Raw genomic sequence first — 21,267 nt, 5'->3', positions numbered from 1 at the left:
TGCGGGACCCCGTGGAGAAGCTGTGCTCCCGGGTTCAGTTGCTCTTGTCGAAGGCTTTAATAAAGTCGCACAGCTTTCCCCCAGAAAAGGCTGCGCCTTTCCCGGGGACCCCTGATTTTACCTCCTCGGGCGGAGTGAATCCGCCCTGCGGCAAGATTTTGGCCTCCGGCCAAAATGCTTGAACGCGGCTCAGCCGCGCCCCGCCTTGCGGGACCCCGTGGAGAAGCTGTGCTCCCGGGTTCAGTTGCTCTTGTCGAAGGCTTTAATAAAGTCGCACAGCTTCTCCACGCCCTCTACCGGCATGGCATTGTAGATGGATGCCCGCATACCGCCCACGGAGCGGTGGCCCTTCAGGTTGGTAAAGCCGGCGGCAGTGGACTCCTTGACGAACTTGGCGTCCAGCTCGTCGTTGCCGGTGCGGAAGACCACGTTCATATCGGAGCGGGAGTCCTTTTCCACGGCGCAGGTGAACAGGCGGGAGTTGTCGATGACGTCGTAGAGCATGGCCGCCTTGCCGTGCTTGATGGCCTCCATGCCGGGCACGCCGCCCTGGCCCTCCAGCCACTCCAGCACCAGACCCAGCATGTAGATGCACCAGCAGGGGGGCGTGTTGTACATGGAGTCCTTGTCGATCATGGTCTTGTAGTTCATCATCAGCGGGGTGTAGGGCAGCTCATGGCCGGCCAGATCCTCCCGCACAATGGCCACGGTCAGGCCGGCGGGGGCCATGTTCTTCTGGGCGCCGGCGAAGATGATGCCGTACTTGCTCACGTCCACCGGGCGGGAGAGGATGTCGGAGGACATGTCGCACACCAGGGGCACGTCGCCGGTTTCAGGCACGTACTGCCACTCGGTGCCGTAGATGGTGTTGTTGGCGCAGTAGTAGAAGTAGCTGGCCTCCGGGTCCAGCTTCAGCTGGTCCTGGGCGGGGATATAGGTGTGGTTCTTGTCGGCGGAGGAGGCGGCCAGGCTGATCTGGCCGTACTTCTGGGCCTCCTTATAGGCGATGTTGGCGAAGTTGCCGGTGACGGCATAGTCGGCCTTTCCGGTCTTGCCGATCAGGTTCAGGGGCACCATGGAGAACTGGGTGGAGGCGCCGCCCTGGAGGAAGAGGATCTTGTAGTTGTCGGGCACCTGAAACAGCTTGCGGAAGCGGGCCTGGGTGTCCTCAAAAATCTTCAGGAAAACCTTAGATCGGTGACTCATCTCCATCACTGACATGCCTGATCCCTGATAGTTGGTGATTTCGGCACCGGCGCGCTGAAGCACTTCCAGCGGCAGCATGGACGGACCTGCGGAAAAGTTGTACACGCGATCTGACATTGGACACCCTCCTAAAATGTGTTTTGCCGTCCGCCCACCGGGCACACGGCATACTCAAAGGACGAAAAACGGCCGCAGAAGACCGCGGCCCTTCTGTGGGCCACGGCACTCCGTGGCCGTTGCTTTAGTCCTGTAAAGTATTAAAACTATTATAGCCGAGTGCAGCGTCTCTGTCAATGATACAAACGTCCAAATCAGGCGGACACGCTCTGCGGCTCTTTGTGAATTTTACAACATTGCTTTCGCTTTTTTGCCCATCATGTTATAATGTTTGAAGATCATTTTCTGTCACTCTGCCTACTACTATGGCTTAGAACGGAGGCTCGCCTATGAAACTCAGTACCATCAGGGAGATTCTGGACGCCACAGTGCTCTCCGGTGAAGAACACCTGGACCGGGAGGTCCTGGCCGCCTGCGGAAGCGACTTTATGAGCGACGTGCTGGCCTATGTCAAGGACCAGGCCCTGCTGCTCACCGGCCTGGTGAACCCCCAGGTGGTGCGCACGGCCGAGATGCTGGACATGAAGTGCATCGTCTTTGTCCGGGGCAAGATGCCGGACGAGTCCATCCTGAGGCTGGCTCAGGCCCGGGACATTGTGGTCATGCGCTCGCCCAGGCGGATGTACGACGCCTGCGGGCTGCTCTATCTCAACGGACTGAGGGGGGACTGACGCTGTGGAGCCCATCAAACTGACCTATCACGTGGAGGGCGGCGATCTGATCAGCGCCGGCGAGGCCTCCAGCAAGATGAAAATGGCCCTCAAGAAGCTGGACCTGCCCCAGGAGACCATCCGCCGGGCGGCCATCTGCATGTACGAGGGCGAGATCAACATGGTCATCCACGCCGACGGCGGCCGGGCCGAGGTGGAGATCGCCATGGACCACATCACCATCCGTATGATCGACTCCGGCCCGGGCATCCCCGACGTGGACCAGGCCATGGAGGAGGGCTTCTCCACCGCCGGCGAGATCGCCCGGGACCTGGGCTTTGGCGCGGGCATGGGCCTGCCCAACATGAAGCGCTACTCCGACGAGATGAAGATCGACACCACCCTGGGCGTGGGCACCACCGTGACCATGCGGTTCAACCTGTAATGAGGAAACATGATGTGGAAAAAAGTATATAATTTCCTGCACATCGCCCTGTGGGCTTTTGTGGGCGTGTTCATCGGCAGCAGCCTCTGGCGCTGCTATGAGTACTACGCCTATCGCGACCTGTTCGCCGTACAGTCCGCCCCCTGGTACCTCTCCATTGTGGTGAACGGGCTGTTTACGGCGGTTATCGTTCTCGTCCTTCTCGTCCTCCGGCGGCTGGTCAAGCGGAAGCTGACATGACTGCCGCCCGCCGGGGAGCCTGTCTCCCCAACCTTCGGAGGTGAATGAATTGAAGCACTCTGTTGTCCTGGAGTACAAGCGCTGCCGTGGCTGCACCACCTGCATCAAGAGCTGCCCCACCGAGGCCATCCGGGTGCGCAACGGCAAGGCCGCCATCCTCAACGCCCGCTGCATCGACTGCGGCGTGTGCATCCAGGTGTGCCCCCACAAGGCCATCAAGTCCATCAGCGACCCGCTGGACATGCTGAAGAAATTCCGCTACTGCGTGGCCCTGCCGGAGCCGGCCCTGTACGGCCAGTTCCACAACATGGACGACATCGACATCATTCTCAACGGCCTGCTGGAGATCGGCTTTCACGACGTGTACGAGGTCTCCAAGGCCGCCGAGCTCATCAGCGACTACCAGCGCCAGTGCATCACCGGCGGCGTGGAGCGGGTCATGCCCCAGATCAGCTCCGCCTGTCCCACGGTGCTGCGCCTCATCCGCATGCGCTTCCCCAAGCTCATCCCCAACATCGCGCCGGTGATCACGCCGGTGGAGCTGGCCGCCATTCTGGCCCGCCGGGAGGCGGTGGAGAAGACCGGCCTGAAGCCGGAGGAGATCGGGGTGTTCTCCATCGTGCCCTGCTCCTCCAAGGTCACCGCCGCCCTCACCCCCGACGGGCTCAATCACCCTGTGCTGGACGGGGCCTTTGCCATCCGGGACGTGTACCTGCGCCTCCTGAGCGCCATGAAGAAGCTGCGGGGCAAGGAGCTGCGGCCCCTGTCCTCCTCGGGCATCATGGGCGTGGGCTGGTCCTACTGCGGCGGCGAGTCCGCCGCCCGGATGGGCGAGCGGTATGTGGCGGTGGACGGCATCTCCAACGTGATCCGCATGTTGGAGGAGATCGAGGACGGCCGTCTGCCTGAGGCCGACTTCATCGAGCTCAACGCCTGCGTCCAGGGGTGCGTGGGGGGCTGTCTGACGGTGGAGAACCCCTACGGCGCCCGGATGCGCATCAAAAAGCTGATGAAGGGTCTGCCTGTGTCCCGCAACCGGTTCACCTTCAAGGGCGAGGACCGGGACGTGGTAAAGTTTGACTACGAGTTGCAGTATGTCCCCGTGTTCGTGCTGGACCAGGACCGGGCGGCCGCCATGGATAAGCTGGCCAAGATCGAGGCCCTGGAGCAGCAGCTGCCCGGGCTCCACTGCGGCTCCTGCGGCGCCCCCTCCTGCCGGGCCTTTGCCGAGGACGTGGTACTGGGCCGGGCCAGCGAGGAGGACTGCATCTTCAAGATGCGGGAGCGGATGCAGTACATGGCCGGTTCCTCCGACGCCGACGAGTACCTGCCCGCCCCCTTCCGCCACAAGAAGGACCCGCCGCCCCACGGACACAAGAAGTGACCCCTCACCTATTCTATGCCAGGAAGCGAGGTTGTTCCCATGACCGTAAAAGAGCTGTCCGCTGCCCTGTCCCTGACGGAATTCGCCCTCCCCGCCCCCGACGCGCCGGTCACCGGCGGCTACGCCGGCGACCTGCTCAGCTGGGTCATGGGCCGGGCCACTGCCGGGGACTGCTGGATCACCATCATGTCCAATCAGAACGTGGCCGCCGTGGCCCTGATGGCCGACGTGGCCTGTGTCATCCTGTCTGAAGGCGTCACCCCCGACCAGGCCCTCCTGTCCCGGGCAAAAGAGCAGGAAGTCAACCTGCTGGGCTCCGACAAGGGCACCTTTGCCCTGGCCGCGGCGGTAAACGGCCTGCTGTGACGGCAGGCCACCGCTGTCCGGCTGCTGAAAGGCGGTGAGTTTTATCCCAAATCTTACCTTTGACCTCCACCTGCACTCCTGCCTCTCCCCCTGTGGCTCTGAAGATAATACCCCCGCCAATCTGGCGGGCATGTGCGCCCTGGCGGGCATTGAGGCCGCCGCCCTCACCGACCACAATACAGTGGGCAACTGCGCCGCCTTCTGTGAGGCCGCCGAGCGGTACGGCATCATCGCCCTGCCCGGCATGGAGCTGACCACTGCCGAGGAGGTCCATGTGGTGTGCGTGTTCGGCAATCTGGACGCCGCCCTGGCCTTTGAGGCGGAGGTGTTCCGCCGCCTGCCGCCGCTGGAGAACGACCCCCGGGTCTTCGGTCCCCAAATAAGGATGGACAGCGAGGACACGGTGCTGGGGGAGGAGCGGCGGATGCTCTCCACTGCCACCGGCATCGGCATCTATGAGGTGCCCGGCCTGGTGGCGGCTCTGGGCGGAGCCTGCTGGCCCGCCCACATCGACCGCCCCTCCTTTTCCCTGATCTCCAACCTGGGCCTGTGGGACCCGGGGCTGGGCTTCCCCTTTGCGGAGGTCTCCCGGGCCTGCCCCCCTGATTTCCTGGACCGGCCCGATCTGAAGGGCCTGCCGGTGATCACCGCCTCGGACGCCCACTACCTGGATCAGATCATGGACGCCTGCCAGCAGGTGGAGTTGGCCGAAAAAAATTCTTCCGCCCTGCTGGAATGGCTGAAACGCCCTGATTTCAATGCTTTCAGCCCTCTGCCATCCTAAAATTTCTACCCCTTTGCGGCATAATTTTGACATTTGTCCGCATTTCCTATTGCGCCCTTCAAAAAAGTTAGATATAATGAACAAATGTTAGGTCAGAATACAGCCTCACATTGAGAACATATACGAAAAAGGAGGACACCTACATGCCAAACTGCAAGACCGTTGTGCCTTACAACGGAACACCTGAGCAGGAGGAACGGCTGCGTCAGGTCATCGCCGAGCACAAGGGTCAGCCCGGCTCCACCATGCCCGTGCTCCAGGCCGCTCAGGAGATCTTCGGCTACCTGCCCGAAGAGGTCCAGATCATGATCGCGGAGGGGCTGGACATTCCCCTCTCCGAGGTCTACGGCGTCGCTTCGTTTTACGCGCAGTTCTCCATGAACCCCAAAGGCCGGCATCAGATCTCCGTCTGCCTGGGCACCGCCTGCTACGTCAAGGGCGCGGCGGACATCCTTGCCGCGGTGGAGAAAAAGCTGGGCATCCGTCCCGGCTCCATCACCCCCGACGGAAAATTCTCTCTGGACGCCTGCCGCTGTGTGGGCGCCTGCGGCCTGGCCCCGGTCATGATGGTGGGGTCCGACGTGTACGGCCGCCTCACCCCCGACCAGGTTGGGCCGATTCTGGACAAATACGAGTAAGAAGCGCTGAGCCGCCGAGCAGGGGAGCCTGGACCGGAGCGAGGGCGAGCAAAGGGCCGCACAGCGGCCCGGAGACCAGCCCGAGCCGCAGGGAAGGCGACCCGACCGCGAGGCGTGGGAAGCGTGACAAATAAGCCAGCCCCAGGGAGGGCGGAATTATGAAAGAGCTTTCCCTTCATATTCTGGACATTGCCCAGAACTCCATCTCCGCCGGCTGTACCCGGCTGGAGCTGTCCCTGACCGAGGGGGAGGGCCAGCTCGTTCTGGTCATCGGGGACAACGGTCGGGGCATGTCGCCCGAATTCCTGGCCTCCGTCACCGACCCCTTTACCACCACCCGCACCACCCGCAAGGTGGGGCTGGGGCTGCCCCTTCTCCGCCTGACGGCGGAACAGACCGGCGGCAGCCTGACCATTGAGAGCACGGTGGGGGTGGGCACCACGGTGACCGCCCGGTTTTGCAGCGGCCACATCGACTGTCCGCCCCTGGGCGATATGGCGGGCACGGTGGCCCTGCTGGTGCAGGGCGCGCCGGAGGTGGACACCATCTACACCCACACCACGGACCGGGGTTCCTTCACCTTTGACACCCGGGAGATCCGCTCGGTGCTGGGGGAGGGCATCTCCCTGGCCGAGCCGGAGGTGGCCATGTGGATGCGTGGCTATCTGGAGGAGCTGGAGCAGTCCGTTTGATCACAGCGCGGGAGGTTGCCTCCCGCTGACAGGGCCGCGGCGGGGTCTCCCCGTGCCGGCGGCAGCCCGGGGGATGCCCCAGGGCGGAAACCAACTTGTTTGAATGGGGGATGAATTCGTGAAAAGCCTGGAAGAACTGAAGGCCATCCGGGACCGGATGCAGAAGCAGGTCGGTCTGCGGGAGTCCGATGAAAATACCATCCGCGTCGTGGTGGGCATGGCCACCTGCGGCATCGCCGCCGGCGCCCGGCCCGTTCTGGAGGCCTTCCTGGAGGAGGTCAACAAGCGGGAGCTGAAGAACGTCACCGTCACCCAGACCGGCTGCATCGGCGTGTGCCGCCTGGAGCCCATCGCCGAGGTGTACGTCCCCGGCGAAGAGAAAGTCACCTACGTCAAGCTCAAGCCCGAGATGGTGCCCAAGATCGTGGCCGACCATCTGGTCAACCGCCAGGTGGTGACCGAGTACACCATCGGCGCTGCGGAATAAAGGAGGGTATGCGGCATGAATCTGGTTCGATCCCACATCCTGGTCTGTACCGGCACCGGCTGCACCTCCTCCAACAGTCTGAAGATCATCGAGGCCTTCGAGCGTGAGCTGGAGGCCCAGGGCATGGCCAAGGAGGCCCAGGTGGTCAAGACCGGCTGCTTCGGCCTGTGCGCCATGGGCCCCATCGTCATGATCTACCCCGAGGGCGCCTGCTACACCAAGGTCACCCCGGCCGACGTGCCCGAGATCGTCTCCGAGCACATCGTCAAGGGCCGTATCGTCCAGCGGCTGCTCCACATGGAGAGCGACGAGGGCGGCACCGCCACCAGCCTGTCCGAGACCACCTTCTACAAGCACCAGCTGCGCATCGCCCTGCGCAACTGCGGCGTCATCAACCCGGAGAATATCGACGAGTACATCGGCGTGGACGGCTACGCCGCCCTGGGCCGCATTGTCACCGAGAAGATCCCGCCCCAGCAGATCATCGACGAGATCCTGGCCTCCGGCCTCCGGGGCCGGGGCGGCGCCGGCTTCCCCACGGGCCGGAAGTGGCAGTTCACCCACGACGCCGTGTCCCCCGACGGGGTGAAGTTCGTCTGCTGCAACGCCGACGAGGGCGACCCCGGCGCCTTCATGGACCGCTCCGTGCTGGAGGGCGACCCCCACAGCGTCATCGAGGCCATGGCCATCGCCGGCTACTGCATCGGCGCCCAGCAGGGCTACATCTATGTCCGCGCCGAGTACCCCATCGCCGTCAAGCGGCTGGAGATCGCCATCAAGCAGGCCAAGGAGTACGGCCTGCTGGGCGACAACATCTTCGGCTCCGATTTCTCCTTCAACCTGGAGCTGCGCCTGGGCGCGGGCGCCTTTGTCTGCGGCGAGGAGACCGCCCTCATGACCTCCATCGAGGGCAAGCGCGGCGAGCCCCACCCCCGTCCTCCCTTCCCCGCCAACAAGGGCCTGTTCCAGCGGCCCACCCTGCTCAACAACGTTGAGACCTACGCCAACATCACCTGGATCCTCAACAACGGCGCGGACAAGTTCGCCGCCATCGGCACGCCCAAGTCCACCGGCACCAAGGTCTTCGCCCTGGGCGGCAAGATCACCAACACCGGCCTGGTGGAGATCCCCATGGGCACCCCCCTGCGCACCATCATCGAGGACATCGGCGGCGGCTGCCCCAATGGCAAGAAGTTCAAGGCCGCCCAGACCGGCGGCCCCTCCGGCGGCTGCATCCCCGCCAGCCTCATCGACACCCCCATGGACTACGACTCCCTGGGCGCCATCGGCTCCATGATGGGCTCCGGCGGCCTCATCGTCATGGATGAGGACAACTGCATGGTGGACATCGCCAAGTTCTTCCTGGAGTTCATTGTGGACGAGAGCTGCGGCAAGTGCTCCGTGTGCCGTATCGGCACCAAGCGCCTGCTGGGCCTGCTGACCAAGATCACCGAGGGCAAGGGCACCCTGGAGGACCTGGACACCATCGAGGAGCTGTGCTACCACCTGAAGTCCAGCGCCCTGTGCGGCCTGGGCCAGACCGCCCCCAACCCGGTGCTGTCCACGCTGAAGCACTTCCGGGACGAGTACGTGGCCCACGTGGTGGAGAAGCGGTGCCCCGCCGGCGTGTGCAAGAACCTGCTGCGGTACACCATTGATCCCCAGTTGTGCAAGGGCTGCACCCTGTGCGCCAAGAACTGCCCGGCGGGCGCCATCTCCGGCGCGGTGCGGGCGCCCCACGTGGTGGATCAGAGCAAGTGTATCAAGTGCGGCGTGTGTATGGACAACTGCCGCTTCGGCGCCATTCACAAGGGCTAAAGGAGGGGAAAGAAGATGGAACAGAAAATGGTCAATCTGAAAATCGACAATATCCCGGTCTCCGTGCCCGCCGGCACCACCGTGCTGGAGGCGGCCCGGAACGCGGGTATCAAGATCCCCTCCCTTTGCTTTCTGAAGGACATCAACGAGATCGGCGCCTGCCGTATCTGCGTGGTGGAGGTCAAGGGTGCCAAGAGCCTGGTGGCCTCCTGCGTGTACCCGGTCAGCGAGGGGATGGAGGTCTTCACCAACACGGAAAAGGTCCGCCACTCCCGTCAGCTCACCCTGGAGCTGATTCTGTCCAACCACCGGATGGACTGCCTCACCTGCGCCCGCAGCGGCCGCTGCGAGCTCCAGGATCTGGCCCGGGATCTGGGCATTGACGCCGTGCGGTACGCCGCCGACGGCCTGGTCCCCCAGATCGAGGACTCCGCCCCCCACCTGATCCGAGACAACTCCAAGTGCGTCCTGTGCCGCCGGTGCACCGCCGTGTGCCGCAAGACCCAGGAGGTGGGCGTCATCGGCTGCAACGACCGGGGCTTTGCCACCCACGTGGGCTGCGCCTTTGACCGGGACCTGAACGAGGTGGACTGCGTGTCCTGCGGCCAGTGCATCGTGGCCTGCCCCACCGGCGCCCTCCAGGAGAAGGACGACACCGCCAAGGTCTGGGCCGCCCTCAACGACCCCACCAAGCACGTGGTGGTGGGACCCGCCCCCTCCATCCGTGTCACCCTGGGCGAGTGCTTCGGCATGCCCATCGGCACCAACGTGGAGGGCAAGATGGTCACCGCCCTGCGCCGCCTGGGCTTCGACAAGGTCTTTGACGTGGACAACGCCGCCGACTTCACCATCATGGAGGAGGGCACCGAGTTCCTCCACCGCCTCCAGGAGGGCGGCACCCTGCCCCTCATCACCTCCTGCTCCCCCGGCTGGATCCGGTTCTGTGAGCAGCACTACCCTGAGATGATCCCCAACCTGTCCACCTGCAAGTCCCCCCAGCAGATGTTCGGCTCCCTGGTCAAGAGCTACTACGCCGAGAAGATGGGCATCAACCCCCGGGACATCGTGGTGGTGTCCGTCATGCCCTGTACCGCCAAGAAGTACGAGGTCCGGCGGGAGGAGATGCGCCAGCACGGCTGGCTGCCCGTGGACATCTCCCTCACCACCCGTGAGCTGGGCCGCATGATCACCCGGGCCGGCCTGCTGTTCCAGAACCTGCCCGACGGCGAGTTTGACGAGATGCTGGGCCTGTCCACCGGCGCGGCCACCATCTTCGGCGCCTCCGGCGGCGTGATGGAGGCCGCCCTGCGCACCGTGGTGGAGATCGTCACCAAGGGCGAGATGAAGCCCCTGGACTTCACCGAGGTCCGCGGCATGACCGGCATCAAGGAGGCCACCTACGAGCTGCCCGGCAAGACCGTCCGGGTGTGCGCGGTCTCCGGCCTGGCAAACGCCAAGAAGGTGCTGGACGGCGTCAAGTCCGGCGAGATGCAGTACGACTTCATCGAGATCATGGCCTGCCCCGGCGGCTGTATCAACGGCGGCGGCCAGCCCATCCAGCACGCCGACGTGCGCAACTGGACCGATATCCGCTCCCTGCGGGCCAAGGCCCTCTACACCCAGGACGCCGGCATGACCTACCGCCGCAGCCATGAGAACCCGGTGCTCCAGCAGGTCTACAAGGAGTACCTGGGCGAGCCCGGCGGCCACCGGGCCCACGAGCTGCTCCACACCACCTATATCCCCCAGAAGCGGTACCGCACAGAGTGATCCGTTTTCAGCCGGGGCGCGTCGTCTGACGCGCCCCGGCTTTTTCATTCGAAATCCCGCCTCAAATCCTTCTGCTTCGAATCAATTGAGCCAGTTGGGGTTTTTTTCTCCGCTTGCCGCTGATATAATAATTTTAGAGAAAAAAACCTGTTTTTTGTTCATTAAATTGTAAGTTATATACATAGGAGGCTGCTCTATGACTCTGGACAACCTGTGCGCGCGGTACCCCGCCCTGGCCCTCCAGCTCCGGCAGCTCCCGCCCCGCCTGCTGGAGATCTCCACACTGGTACAGTTCACCTCCGGTCAGAAGGTGGTGGTGCGGGACGAGCCGGTGGAATACGTCTACTACGTTCTCTCCGGCGAACTTCTGGTCTGCAACGAGACCATGGAGGGCAAATTCTCCGCCTGGATGACCATGCACGCCCCCACCCTGATCTCCGAGCTGGAGATCCTGGCCGGCATCGGCACCTATGCCGCCAGCGTCTCCGCCGCGGCCCGGTGCATCGCCCTGCGGTCCTCCGCCGAGGAGTTTGCCCAGCTGCTCCGCAGCGACGTGGACTTTCTCTGGTCCGTGGCCCAGGTTGTGAGCCGGAAGAACTTCGCCCTGTCCCACAGCCGGGGCAACGCCGCCTTCCGCTCCAGCCTGGACAAGACCGCACTCTTCCTGCTCCAGCACTGTGTCCTCGCCCCGCCGGGAGACCGGGAGTCCGTGGTGCTCAAGACCCGCTCCCGCATCGCCAGCGAGGTCATCATCAGCCAGAAGACCCTGGACCGCTGCCTGATGCGCCTGCGGGACGAGGGCTACCTGTCCATCGTGCGGGGCAAGGTCCGAATCAGCGCGTCACAGCATCAGCGGCTGTTGGATACCTGGGGTCCCTCCTGCTGAGGCTGTTTTGCGGCATTATCAGCCCGTGAAAGAAGGAGGCAAACAAACGTGAAACGCGCCATGAGCATCCTGACAGCAGCCGCTCTGCTGCTGTCCCTGACTGTATCCGCCCTGGCCGCGGAGACAGAATCCCTCCCCTGGTACGCAGAAGCACAGGCCTATGTGATGAAAGAAGGCATTATGACCGCCGTGGATGGAGATTTTCAGCCCAGCGGCCCGGTGACCCGTGGGGTGGTGTTCCAGACCCTCTACCGTATGGCCGGCACGCCGGTGGCCCCGACCGCCAGCTTTACCGACACGGCGGGCACCTGGTACGCCGACGCGGCGGGCTGGGCGGAGTACACCGGCCTGGCCGCCGTGCCTGACAGCAAGCTCTTTGACGGCGACCGGCTCATCACCCGGGGCGAGCTGGCAGCCATCTTCTACCGTTACGGCCAGCAGGTGGCCCTGCTCACCTCCCCCGAGGGCGGCCCCGACCTGACCGCCGCCCCCGACTGCGCCGACGTGGGCAGCTGGGCGGCGGATGGGATGAAGTGGTGTCTGGCCGCCGGGGTGCTCTCCGGCAAGCCGGGCGGCCTGCTGGACCCCAACGGCACCGCCGTCCGGGCGGAGCTGGCCCAGATGCTGTTCAAGCTCTCCCAGGTGGAGCCCCTCTATCCCGACGCCAAGCAGGTCCGCCTGCTGGCCACCAGCGACCTCCACGGCTGGTTCGTCCCCTGGGACTTCGCCCTGGATCAGGCAAACACCTCCGGCAGCCTGACCTACCTGGCCACCCGGTTCGGCCAGGAGCGGGCCAAGAACAAAAATGTGGTGCTGGTGGACTGCGGCGACGCGGTGCAGGCCAACTACGTGGAGTACTTCATCGACCACGACTCCAACCCCATGATCGCCGCCATGAATGCCCTGGACTACGACCTGTGGACCTGGGGCAACCACGAGTACAACTTCGACCTTGCCCGCCGGGCCAAGCTGGCGGCCCAGTTTGACGGCGCGGTCCTGTCGGGCAACGTGTACCTGAAGGGCACGGACAAGCGCTATATGCCCGCCACCACCGTGGTGGAGCGGGACGGGGTCCGGCTGGGCTTCATCGGCCTGACCACCCCCCTCATCCAGGAGTTTGAGGCGGGCAAGGGCACCCTGGACCAGGTGGACGTCCACAACCCCATCGGGGAGACCAAGCTGGCCATCCAGGAGCTAAAGGCCCAGAACGTGGACGCCATCATCGGCGTGTTCCACATGGGTCTGGACCGGGAGAACGACGTGGAGGGCTCCAGCGTCAGCGACATCGCCAACGCCTTCCCCGAGCTGGACGTGATCGTGGCGGGCCACGCCCACCAGCTGGTGCCCAGCCGGACGGTCAACGGCGTGCTCATCACCGAGCCCCAGAACTACGCCAAGATCTACTCCGCCGTGGATCTGACCCTGGCCCCCGACGGAGACGGCTATAAGGTGGTATCCAAGCGGGCCTGCGCCATCCCCGCCGGCCACGAGGAGGACCAGGCCATGGTGGAGCGGATGGCCCCCTACAAGACCGAGCTGAGCGGCTATGTCAACACCCCCATCGGCACCCTCATCAACAGTGACCTGAACGGCACCGACAAGATCAAGGGCATCTCCGCCGGGTACACCGAGGCCACCGGCATCTGGAATCTGCTCTTCTCCGCCGCCATGCACTATTCCGGCGCCCAGGCGGTCATCCTCAACACCGACTATGAGAACGCCGGCTTCCCTGTGGGCGACGTGAGCATCAAGAGCATCTCCTCCAGCTACTCCTACTCCGGCGGCGAGATCACCGTCTACAAGGTGACCGGTAGGGACCTGAAGGCCCTGCTGGAGTACAGCGCCCAGTACTTCAATCAGATCAAGCCCGGCGACCTGACGGTGAGCTACAATCCGGAGCGCCGCCAGTCCAAGTACAGCACCAACAACATCGGCGGCGGCATCACCTACTGCCTGGACCTGACCCAGGAGGCGGGCAGCCGGGTGAAGGACCTTTGCCTCATCACCGACTACCACGAGGACGGCACCCCTGTGCTGGACGACAAGGGCATGCCCAAGACCACCCCCATCACCGACGACATGGAGATCCTGCTGGGCACCAACTCGTACAGCATGAACAAGTGGCTGGGCAAGGGCGGCTGTCTGGCGGGCCGCCAGCTGGAAATCGTGTTCAGCTCCTCGGAGAAATGGGGGGACGACGGCACGGTCCGCGCCCTGGCCATCCGCTACATCAAGGAGGCCCTGAAGGGCACCGTGGACGGCGACGCCTTCAACTATGACAACTGGCATCTCTACACCGGCATTGACGAGACCTCTCCCGCCTACCTGAAGGCAGTGGAGCTCATCAACAACGGCACCCTCACCCTTCCCGCCCTGGAGAACGGCCGAACCAACGTCCGCTCCATCACCGAGGCGGATGTGGCGCCCTATCTGTAACCGCGCACCCGCACCCAGGCGGGGCGACCTCTGCGGCACCATCTGCCACACGCAGGAAAAAGGGGACCTTTCAGGGTCCCCTTTTCCTTATTCTCCACGTTTTTTGCTAAAAGCGGCCTATTCTCTCCTCCATTTTCCCATTTTAGCCAATTGTCCAATTCCATGTTGCTTTTTTTACCGCGATTATGTAAAATAAAAAACAGAACTCTCTGACTTCACTCTTCTGGAGGCGTCACATATGGATCTCACCAGCTATCGCGAGAGCAGCAAGAAAGTCGCGGAATTTCTCAATAAGGTCCCCCCTGTTCTGCTGGACAGCGGCACTCTGGTCCGGGTTCCCGCCGGACAGGTGGTGGTGCGGCAGGAGGAGCCGGTGAAGTACGCCTGGTTCCTGCTCATGGGCGAGCTGCTCACCTTCAGCGAGACGGAGGACGGCAAGAAGTCCAGCTTCATCACCCTGGACGCCCCCAGCATGCTCTCCGACCTGGAGCTGCTGGCCGACATGCCGGTCTACGCCTCCAACGTCATGGCCAACACCGACTGCGACATGATCCGCTGCGACGCCGCCCTGGTCTCTCGCTGGCTGGACAACGACCTGCCCTTCCTGCGGATGGTGTCCGCCCTGTGCAACCGCAAGACCTATGACAACTCCTACTACCGGGGCAAGTCCGCCTTCCGCTCCAGCCTGGACAAGGTGGCCATCTACCTGCTGCGGTACTGCTCCCTGACCCCGCCCACCGCCGTCCGGGAGACCGTGGTCACCAAGACCCGGCAGACCATGTCCAGCGAGCTCATCATGAGCGCCAAAACCGTGGACCGCTGCCTGCAGCAGCTTCAGGACGGCAACTACCTCTCCATCGTCCGGGGCAAGGTCCACATCACCGCGGACCAGTACGCCCGCCTGACGGAAAACTGGGGCAGGACCGACTGACCGCCTTCCTCTGCCGTCCCCTCCGCCCGCTGTCCCGCCAAATGAGGACAGCGGGCGTTTTTCTGCCGTTTTTCCCAATTTGGAAGGAAGTTTTACCCTGCTTTTCTCCGAGAACAGCCGTGTGTCCGTTGCTTTTTTCCCGTCTCTGGTGTAAAATACCTCTGACTTGCCGCATACTATGGCCTGAACGCTGAAAAAGGAGGTTCCTGGGTATGGATGAACGTGTGAGAGAGCTGCTGGATCGGGTGAGAGGCACCGCCCTGTCCGTAGGTGAGGCGGCGGGCACCACTGCCCGTTATGCCGCCAAATGCGCCGGGCAGACTGTGGATATCGCCAAGCTGAACATGAAGATCTTTGACCTGAAGACCGACATCAACAACCTGCTGCGGGAAGTAGGCCAGACGGTCTATGATACCCATCTGGGCCGCACCGCCGACCAGTCCGCACTGGACGGCATGCTGAGCCAGATCGACGAGAAGAATCGCGCCATCGACGAGCTGAAGGACCGCATCGCCGCCCTGAAGCACGCCAAGGAGTGCCCCGACTGCGGCGCCTCCTGCGGCCGGGACGACAAGTTCTGCAAGAACTGTGGCCGGCCCTTCTGACGTCGGGCGGATTTGACCCCTTCCACTCCATTCACGCCGGGCGGCCCCTCCGCCCGGCTCCACCCACTACAAAGGAGGACAAGCGTATGAACTATACCTTTGCCCAGTACCAGGAGAGTGCGGAGTACATCCGCTCCAAGATCGGCGACTTTACCCCCAAGGCTGCTATGGTGCTGGGCTCCGGCCTGGGCTTCATGGGCGACGTGGTGAAGGACCCCATCGTGGTGCCCTACAGGGAGATCCCCCACTTCAAGGCCTCCACCGCCCCCGGCCACAAGGGCCAGCTGGTGTTCGGCTACCTGGAGGACAAGCCCGTGGCCGTGATGCAGGGCCGTATGCACCACTACGAGGGCTACTCCTATGAGGAGGTGTCCTACGCCGTGCGGGTGCTGCGCCTGCTGGGGGCCGACACCCTCATCGTCACCAACGCCGCCGGCTGCGTCCGCACCGACTGGAAGGCCGGCGACCTGATGCTCATCACCGACCACATCAAGATGTTCTCCGAGTCCCCCCTCCGGGGCGAGAACCTGCCCGAGTTCGGCGTCCGCTTCCCCGACGCCTCCAAGCTCTACACCCCCGCCCTCCAGGACCTGGCCCGCGAGGCCGCCGGCGAGCTGGGCATCCAGCTGCGTGAGGGCGTCTACTTCTACTGCTACGGCCCCCAGTACGAGACCCCCGCCGAGGTGCGGGCGGTCCGCATCCTGGGCGGCGACGCGGTGGGCATGTCCACCGCCCCCGAGGTCATCGTGGCCGGCCACTGCGGCATGCAGGTGCTGGGCTTCACCCTGCTGAGCAACATGGCCGCCGGCATCCTGGACCAGCCCCTCAGCGAGCAGGAGGTGCTGGACGCCGCCGAGGCCTGCAAGGACAAGTTCTCCCGGCTGGTGCTGGCCTGTCTGAAGAAGCTGTAAGATAACCGCTCCCTGGGAGACGGCGCCGGACTCCGGCGTCCGTCTCCGCGGTTTTTTCCCGACTGAATTCTGAGATAAGGGGGTTTCCCCATGTCTGTTCTGTTTGAAAACGCCACCGCCGTGCTGATCGACGAGAAAAACACGGTGCTGGAGGGCGCTTTTGTGGCCGTGGAAGGGGATAAGATCTCCTATGTGGGCACCCAGCGGCCCCAGGGGACCTTTGATGAGGTCATCGACGCCGCCGGCAAGGTGCTCATGCCCGGCCTGGTCAACGCCCACACCCATGTGCCCATGACCCTCATGCGGGGGTACGGCGACGGCAATAATCTCCAGGACTGGCTGACCAAGTTCATCTTCCCGGTGGAGGACAAGTGGGACGGCCGGGCCATCCGCTCCGCCGCCGCCCTGGGCCTGGCGGAGATGATCATGTCCGGCACCACCTGCCTGGCCGACATGTACATGTTCTGCGACGAGATCTGCCAGGAGGTGGCCGCCGCGGGCATCAACGCCAACATCGCCCGGGGCGTCACCGCCTTTGACGCCGCCGCCGACTTCGCCACCTGGACCTCCTGCGTGGAGACCCGGGAGCTGGTGGACAAGTGGCACGGGTACAACAACGGCCAGATCCTCATCGACGCCTGCATCCACGGCGAGTACACCTCCTGCGCCGCCCCTCAGATCTGGGACAGCGTGGCCCAGTACGCCAGGGACAAGGGCCTGGGCATGCACATCCACATCTCCGAGACCAAATCGGAGCACGAGGAGTGCCTGGGCCGCTGGGGCATGACCCCGGTGCAGGTGATGGAGAAGCACGGCCTGTGGGATGTGCGGGCCATCGCCGCCCACTGCGTGTGGACCACGCCCGACGACTGGGCCATCATGGCCGAGCACGGCGTGTCCGCCATCCACAACCCCTGCTCCAACCTGAAGCTGGGCAGCGGCGTGGCTCCGGTGATCGGCATGCGGAAGGCCGGGGTCAACGTGGCCATGGGCACCGACGGCGTGTCCTCCAACAACACCACCGACCTGTTTGAGGACATGAAGATCGCCGCCATGCTCCAGAACGGCGTGGAGCACGACCCCCTGGCCCTGCTGCCCTCCGACGCCCTGCGGATGGCCACCGTCAACGGCGCCAAGGCCCTGGGCCGGAACACCGGCCGCATCGCCGTGGGGTGCGACGCCGACCTCATCCTGGTGGACTTCAACCACATCAACCTGGTGCCCCGGCACGACGTGATCTCCAATCTGGTCTACGCCGCCCACGGCTGCGACGTGGCCATGAATATGTGCCGCGGCAAGGTCATATACAAGGATGGGGTGTTCCTCACCATCGACATCGACCGGGTCAAGCGCGAGGTGGAGGAGTACGCCCTGCCCCTGCTCTTCGGCTGAGCCGCCGCAACCAACACAGCCGCCCGGCGGCTGTCCGCTGAAAGGAATGTAGCCCTTGTCAAACGCAGAAAAGAAAAGTACCTTTTTCGGCGGCGCGGCCATTCTGGCCGTCAGCGCCATTCTGGTGAAGGTCATCGGCGCCATCTACCGCATCCCGCTGGGGAACATCCTCTCCGATGAGGTGATGGGCGACTACAACAGCGCCTACAACATCTATAACTTCTTCCTCACCATCTCCACCGCCGGCCTGCCCGTGGCCCTGTCCAAGACCATCTCCGAGGCCAATGCCCTGGGCCGCCACAACCAGGTCCAGCGCACCTTCCGGGTGGCCTTCTTCACCTTCCTCACCCTGGGTCTCATCAGCTTCTTCTGTATGACCGTGCTGGCCGCCCCCATGGCCCAGGTGGTCATCAGCAACCCCAAGGCGGTGTACTGCGTCATGGCCCTGGCCCCGTCGGTGCTGTGCGTGTGCGTCATGTCCGCCTTCCGCGGCTACTTCCAGGGCCACTTCAACATGATGCCCACCGGCATCTCCCAGGTCATTGAGGCCTTCTTCAAGCTGGTGGTGGGCCTGGCCCTGGCCCTGTTCCTGGTCAAGGTGGCCCTGAAGCCCGAATTTGGCAGCGTGGGCGCCATCATCGGCGTGTCCTGCGGCAGCGTGGTGGCCCTGGTCTATATCCTGTTCCTCTTCTTCCGGGACCGGAGCCGGCGCCGCCGCCTCCACGCCACCGACAAGCCCGACAGCTCCGGCCGCATCCTGGCCACCCTGCTGAAGCTGGCCATCCCCATCACCCTGGGCTCCGCCGCCACCTCCCTGGTCACCCTGATCGACACCAAGCTGGTCATGAGCCAGCTCCAGAGCGTGTACCAGACCGTGGACGGCCTGGACAAGGCCGCCGCCCTGGACGCCGCCCGCGGCCTCTACGGCATCTACTCCAAGACCATGTCCATCTACAACCTGCCCTTCTCCATGATGGTGCCCCTCACCGCCTGCATCATCCCCGCCGTGTCGGCCAGCCTGGCCCGGCATGACCACCTGGGCGCCCAGAAGGTCAGCGAGTCCGCCCTGCGGGTGGGCCTGCTGCTGGCCCTGCCCATGGGCATGGGCCTGTTCGCCCTGGGCGGCCCCATCATGGGCCTGCTGTTCCCCTCCATCGACGTGTCCGTAGCCGGCCCCCTGCTGTCCATGCTGGGCCTGGCCTCCATCTTCGTGGCCCTCCAGCTGCTGTGCAACTCCATCCTCCAGGCCAACGGCATGGTCAACCTGCCCATCCTGGCGGTGATCATCGGCGGCGTGGTGAAGGTTGTGGTCAACTTCATCCTGGTGGGCAATCCGGACATCCGCATCAACGGCGCCCCGGTGGGCACCCTGTGCTGCTTCATCGTCATCAGCGCCCTGGAGATCTTCATCATCCGCCGGTCCATCCCCGCGCCCCCCAGCTTCCTGCGGGCCTTCCTCAAGCCCTTCGTGCCCTCGGCCATCATGGCCGCCGCCGCCTGGGCCACCTACGGCCTGCTCACCAACTTCCTCCACTTCGGCAACGCCCTGGCCACCCTGGGCGGCATCGGCGTGGGCGTGGTGGTGTACCTGGTGCTGGTGCTGGCCCTGCGGGTCATCTCCCGGGAGGACCTGGCCCTCATGCCCAAGGGCGACAAGATCGCCAAGATCCTGCGCATCAAATGACCCGGCGCACTGCGCCGTCCCTGTGTCAGCCGCCCCGCACCATGGCGGGACGGCTGACCTCTTTCCCGTTCATTTTCCGTCACGAAGGATAAAAAAAGGCAAAAAGCGCTTGCAGGAGTGTACAAAGTATGGTAGATTTTCAGTACAAGGATTCCTATGATGTGAACGATTTGGTGGAAATTGTGCGGATCCTCCGCTCCCCCGGCGGCTGCCCCTGGGACGCGGAACAGACCCACGAGAGTATCCGGCGGGACTTCCTTGAGGAGGCCTACGAGGCCGTTGAGGCCATTGACGAGGGCAGCACCGAGCACCTGAAAGAGGAGCTGGGCGACGTGCTCCTCCAGGTGGCGCTCCACGCCCGGATGGAGGAGGAGCAGGGCTCCTTTGACCTGAACGGCGTGGCCGACGGGGTCTGCAAAAAGCTCATCTACCGCCATCCCCACGTGTTCGGCGACGTGGCCGTCTCGGGCACCGGGGAGGTCCTCACCAACTGGGAGGCCCTCAAGCGGAAGGAGAAGCACCAGGCCACCCACACCGACGCCCTCAACTCCGTTGCCCGCTCCCTGCCCGCCCTGTGGCGGGCCGAGAAGGTACAAAAAAAGGCGAAAAAGGCCGGCTTCGACTGGCCGGATGTGTCCGGCGCGGTGGACAAGCTGTCCGAGGAGCTCAGCGAGTTCAAGGCCGCCGTGGCCGAGAACAGCAACGTGGAGGAGGAGCTGGGAGACCTGCTCTTCTCCGCCGTCAACGCCGCCCGCTTTGTGAAGGTGGACCCGGAGGCTGCCCTCCAGAAGGCCACGGAGAAGTTCATCGCCCGGTTCCGCCGGGTGGAGGAGCTGGCGGGCGACCGCCCCATGGAGGACATGGATCTGGCGGAATTGGACAAGCTATGGGAGCAGGCCAAGCACCAGGCTTAACAGCGGAGACGCTTTAAGTGATAAACGCGGCGGAGAACCGCTGCCAGAATGTAGGAGGAATTTTTACCATGAATAAAGCCGAACTCATCAACGCCGCCGCTGAAAAGGCTGGCCTTTCCAAAAAGGACACCGAGAACGCCCTCAACGCCGCCCTGGATGTGATCGCCGCCGCTCTGGCCGAGAACGACAAGATCCAGCTGGTGGGCTTCGGCTCTTTTGAGGTGAAGAGCCGCGCCGCCCGCATCGGCCGCAACCCCAAGACCAAGGAGAGCATCGAGATCCCCGCCTCCAAGGTGCCCGTATTCAAGCCCGGCAAGGCCCTGAAGGACGCCGTGGCCCAGTAAATTCGTCCCACATGGAGCGGCTCCGGGATGCCCGGAGCCGCTTTTTTCAGAGAGGAGTTTTCCCATGCGACTTGATAAATGGCTCAAAGTCTCCCGCCTCATCAAACGCCGTACCGTGGCCAATGAGGCCTGCGACAACGCCCGGGTCACCGCCAACGGCCGCCCGGTCAAGGCCTCCTACGACGTGAAGGAGGGAGACGTGCTGGAGATCCGCTTCGGTGAGAAGGCCGTGCGGGTGGAGGTGCTGGCCGTGTCCGAGGCCGTGAAGAAGAACGACGCCCCCGCCATGTACCGGGAGCTGGCATAACAGCTTTCTTTGCTGCCCCATAATAACAGCAAAGCATCCCCTTCCCCTGTTCTGTAAGCAGGGGAAGGGGATGCTTTAAAACATTATGCAGCCAGCAGGTCAGACAGGTCCGCAATCACGTCCTCTGAGAGCTTACACTCCTTGTCGCCCATCCAGGCCCACCCGGACGACAAATTCAAATCATACCTTGCTACGAAAATAAGTAGCGAGGGCGTGAACCTTGACAAACAGGCTTTCAACGCCTCATGAAAAACCATCGC

Annotated in this window: 22 protein-coding genes; 21 read left to right on the top strand and 1 reads right to left on the bottom strand. The window is 63.8% G+C overall.

Annotation, left to right across the window (positions count from 1 at the left end):
• Positions 1 to 240: 240 nt before the first annotated feature.
• The gene (serC, locus tag WMO64_RS16430) at positions 241 to 1,323 is read right to left on the bottom strand and encodes a 3-phosphoserine/phosphohydroxythreonine transaminase (protein WP_349232678.1); all 1,083 of its coding nucleotides are present in this window, start codon (positions 1,321 to 1,323) and stop codon (positions 241 to 243) included.
• Positions 1,324 to 1,652: 329 nt separating this feature from the next.
• Here serC and WMO64_RS16425 point away from each other — a divergent pair, with 329 nt between their 5' ends.
• The 21 genes from WMO64_RS16425 to WMO64_RS16325 all read left to right on the top strand — a co-directional run bounded on the left by WMO64_RS16425 (position 1,653) and on the right by WMO64_RS16325 (position 21,007).
• Positions 1,653 to 1,994 carry a DRTGG domain-containing protein gene (locus tag WMO64_RS16425; protein ID WP_294519805.1) on the top strand — a complete coding sequence of 114 codons (342 nt, stop codon included), beginning with the start codon at positions 1,653 to 1,655 and terminating at the stop codon, positions 1,992 to 1,994.
• A gap of 4 nt (positions 1,995 to 1,998) precedes the next feature.
• Positions 1,999 to 2,418: an ATP-binding protein gene (locus WMO64_RS16420; protein WP_294519803.1), complete on the top strand. Its 420-nt coding sequence runs from the start codon at positions 1,999 to 2,001 to the stop codon at positions 2,416 to 2,418.
• Between the two features lie 9 nt (positions 2,419 to 2,427).
• A complete protein-coding gene (locus WMO64_RS16415) occupies positions 2,428 to 2,658 on the top strand; it encodes a hypothetical protein (protein ID WP_349232677.1) in 231 nt (76 codons plus the stop codon).
• Between the two features lie 40 nt (positions 2,659 to 2,698).
• Entirely contained in the window at positions 2,699 to 4,042 is a 1,344-nt protein-coding gene (locus WMO64_RS16410; RefSeq protein WP_349232676.1) for a [Fe-Fe] hydrogenase large subunit C-terminal domain-containing protein, read from the top strand.
• Between the two features lie 39 nt (positions 4,043 to 4,081).
• Complete coding sequence (locus tag WMO64_RS16405; RefSeq protein ID WP_294519794.1) at positions 4,082 to 4,408, top strand: DRTGG domain-containing protein; 327 nt, start codon at positions 4,082 to 4,084, stop codon at positions 4,406 to 4,408.
• A 34-nt stretch (positions 4,409 to 4,442) separates the two neighbouring features.
• Positions 4,443 to 5,192 (top strand): PHP domain-containing protein, encoded by a 750-nt coding sequence (locus tag WMO64_RS16400; protein WP_349232675.1) that lies wholly within the window; start codon positions 4,443 to 4,445, stop codon positions 5,190 to 5,192.
• Positions 5,193 to 5,335: 143 nt separating this feature from the next.
• Positions 5,336 to 5,830 (top strand): NADH-quinone oxidoreductase subunit NuoE, encoded by a 495-nt coding sequence (gene nuoE / locus WMO64_RS16395; protein ID WP_294519788.1) that lies wholly within the window; start codon positions 5,336 to 5,338, stop codon positions 5,828 to 5,830.
• Between the two features lie 158 nt (positions 5,831 to 5,988).
• The gene (locus WMO64_RS16390; protein WP_294519785.1) at positions 5,989 to 6,522 is read left to right on the top strand and encodes an ATP-binding protein; all 534 of its coding nucleotides are present in this window, start codon (positions 5,989 to 5,991) and stop codon (positions 6,520 to 6,522) included.
• Positions 6,523 to 6,640: 118 nt separating this feature from the next.
• Positions 6,641 to 7,009 carry a (2Fe-2S) ferredoxin domain-containing protein gene (locus WMO64_RS16385; RefSeq protein ID WP_294519783.1) on the top strand — a complete coding sequence of 123 codons (369 nt, stop codon included), beginning with the start codon at positions 6,641 to 6,643 and terminating at the stop codon, positions 7,007 to 7,009.
• Positions 7,010 to 7,024: 15 nt separating this feature from the next.
• Entirely contained in the window at positions 7,025 to 8,827 is a 1,803-nt protein-coding gene (locus WMO64_RS16380) for an NADH-quinone oxidoreductase subunit NuoF (protein WP_294519781.1), read from the top strand.
• A gap of 15 nt (positions 8,828 to 8,842) precedes the next feature.
• Entirely contained in the window at positions 8,843 to 10,597 is a 1,755-nt protein-coding gene (locus WMO64_RS16375) for an NADH-dependent [FeFe] hydrogenase, group A6 (protein WP_349232674.1), read from the top strand.
• Between the two features lie 196 nt (positions 10,598 to 10,793).
• Entirely contained in the window at positions 10,794 to 11,483 is a 690-nt protein-coding gene (locus WMO64_RS16370; RefSeq protein WP_294519776.1) for a Crp/Fnr family transcriptional regulator, read from the top strand.
• Between the two features lie 48 nt (positions 11,484 to 11,531).
• Complete coding sequence (locus tag WMO64_RS16365; protein ID WP_349232673.1) at positions 11,532 to 13,919, top strand: S-layer homology domain-containing protein; 2,388 nt, start codon at positions 11,532 to 11,534, stop codon at positions 13,917 to 13,919.
• 238 nt (positions 13,920 to 14,157) lie between these two features.
• Positions 14,158 to 14,850: a Crp/Fnr family transcriptional regulator gene (locus WMO64_RS16360; protein ID WP_294519770.1), complete on the top strand. Its 693-nt coding sequence runs from the start codon at positions 14,158 to 14,160 to the stop codon at positions 14,848 to 14,850.
• Between the two features lie 212 nt (positions 14,851 to 15,062).
• Entirely contained in the window at positions 15,063 to 15,455 is a 393-nt protein-coding gene (locus WMO64_RS16355) for a zinc ribbon domain-containing protein (RefSeq protein ID WP_294519768.1), read from the top strand.
• Positions 15,456 to 15,541: 86 nt separating this feature from the next.
• Positions 15,542 to 16,366, top strand: coding sequence for a purine-nucleoside phosphorylase (locus WMO64_RS16350; RefSeq protein WP_294519764.1), 825 nt, complete (start codon positions 15,542 to 15,544; stop codon positions 16,364 to 16,366).
• A gap of 90 nt (positions 16,367 to 16,456) precedes the next feature.
• A complete protein-coding gene (locus tag WMO64_RS16345) occupies positions 16,457 to 17,758 on the top strand; it encodes an amidohydrolase family protein (RefSeq protein WP_349232672.1) in 1,302 nt (433 codons plus the stop codon).
• A 55-nt stretch (positions 17,759 to 17,813) separates the two neighbouring features.
• Positions 17,814 to 19,442, top strand: a complete 1,629-nt coding sequence (locus WMO64_RS16340; RefSeq protein WP_294519759.1) for a putative polysaccharide biosynthesis protein — start codon at positions 17,814 to 17,816, stop codon at positions 19,440 to 19,442.
• 128 nt (positions 19,443 to 19,570) lie between these two features.
• A complete protein-coding gene (gene mazG, locus WMO64_RS16335; RefSeq protein ID WP_294519756.1) occupies positions 19,571 to 20,356 on the top strand; it encodes a nucleoside triphosphate pyrophosphohydrolase in 786 nt (261 codons plus the stop codon).
• 68 nt (positions 20,357 to 20,424) lie between these two features.
• Positions 20,425 to 20,700 carry an HU family DNA-binding protein gene (locus tag WMO64_RS16330; RefSeq protein WP_294519753.1) on the top strand — a complete coding sequence of 92 codons (276 nt, stop codon included), beginning with the start codon at positions 20,425 to 20,427 and terminating at the stop codon, positions 20,698 to 20,700.
• A 64-nt stretch (positions 20,701 to 20,764) separates the two neighbouring features.
• Positions 20,765 to 21,007 (top strand): RNA-binding S4 domain-containing protein, encoded by a 243-nt coding sequence (locus WMO64_RS16325; RefSeq protein WP_006573264.1) that lies wholly within the window; start codon positions 20,765 to 20,767, stop codon positions 21,005 to 21,007.
• The last annotated feature ends 260 nt before the right edge of the window (positions 21,008 to 21,267 follow it).

Origin of the sequence: Pseudoflavonifractor intestinihominis (genome assembly GCF_040096055.1) — a bacterium.
GTDB lineage: Bacteria > Bacillota > Clostridia > Oscillospirales > Oscillospiraceae > Pseudoflavonifractor > Pseudoflavonifractor intestinihominis.
This window is presented reverse-complemented; position numbering and strand designations above follow the sequence as displayed.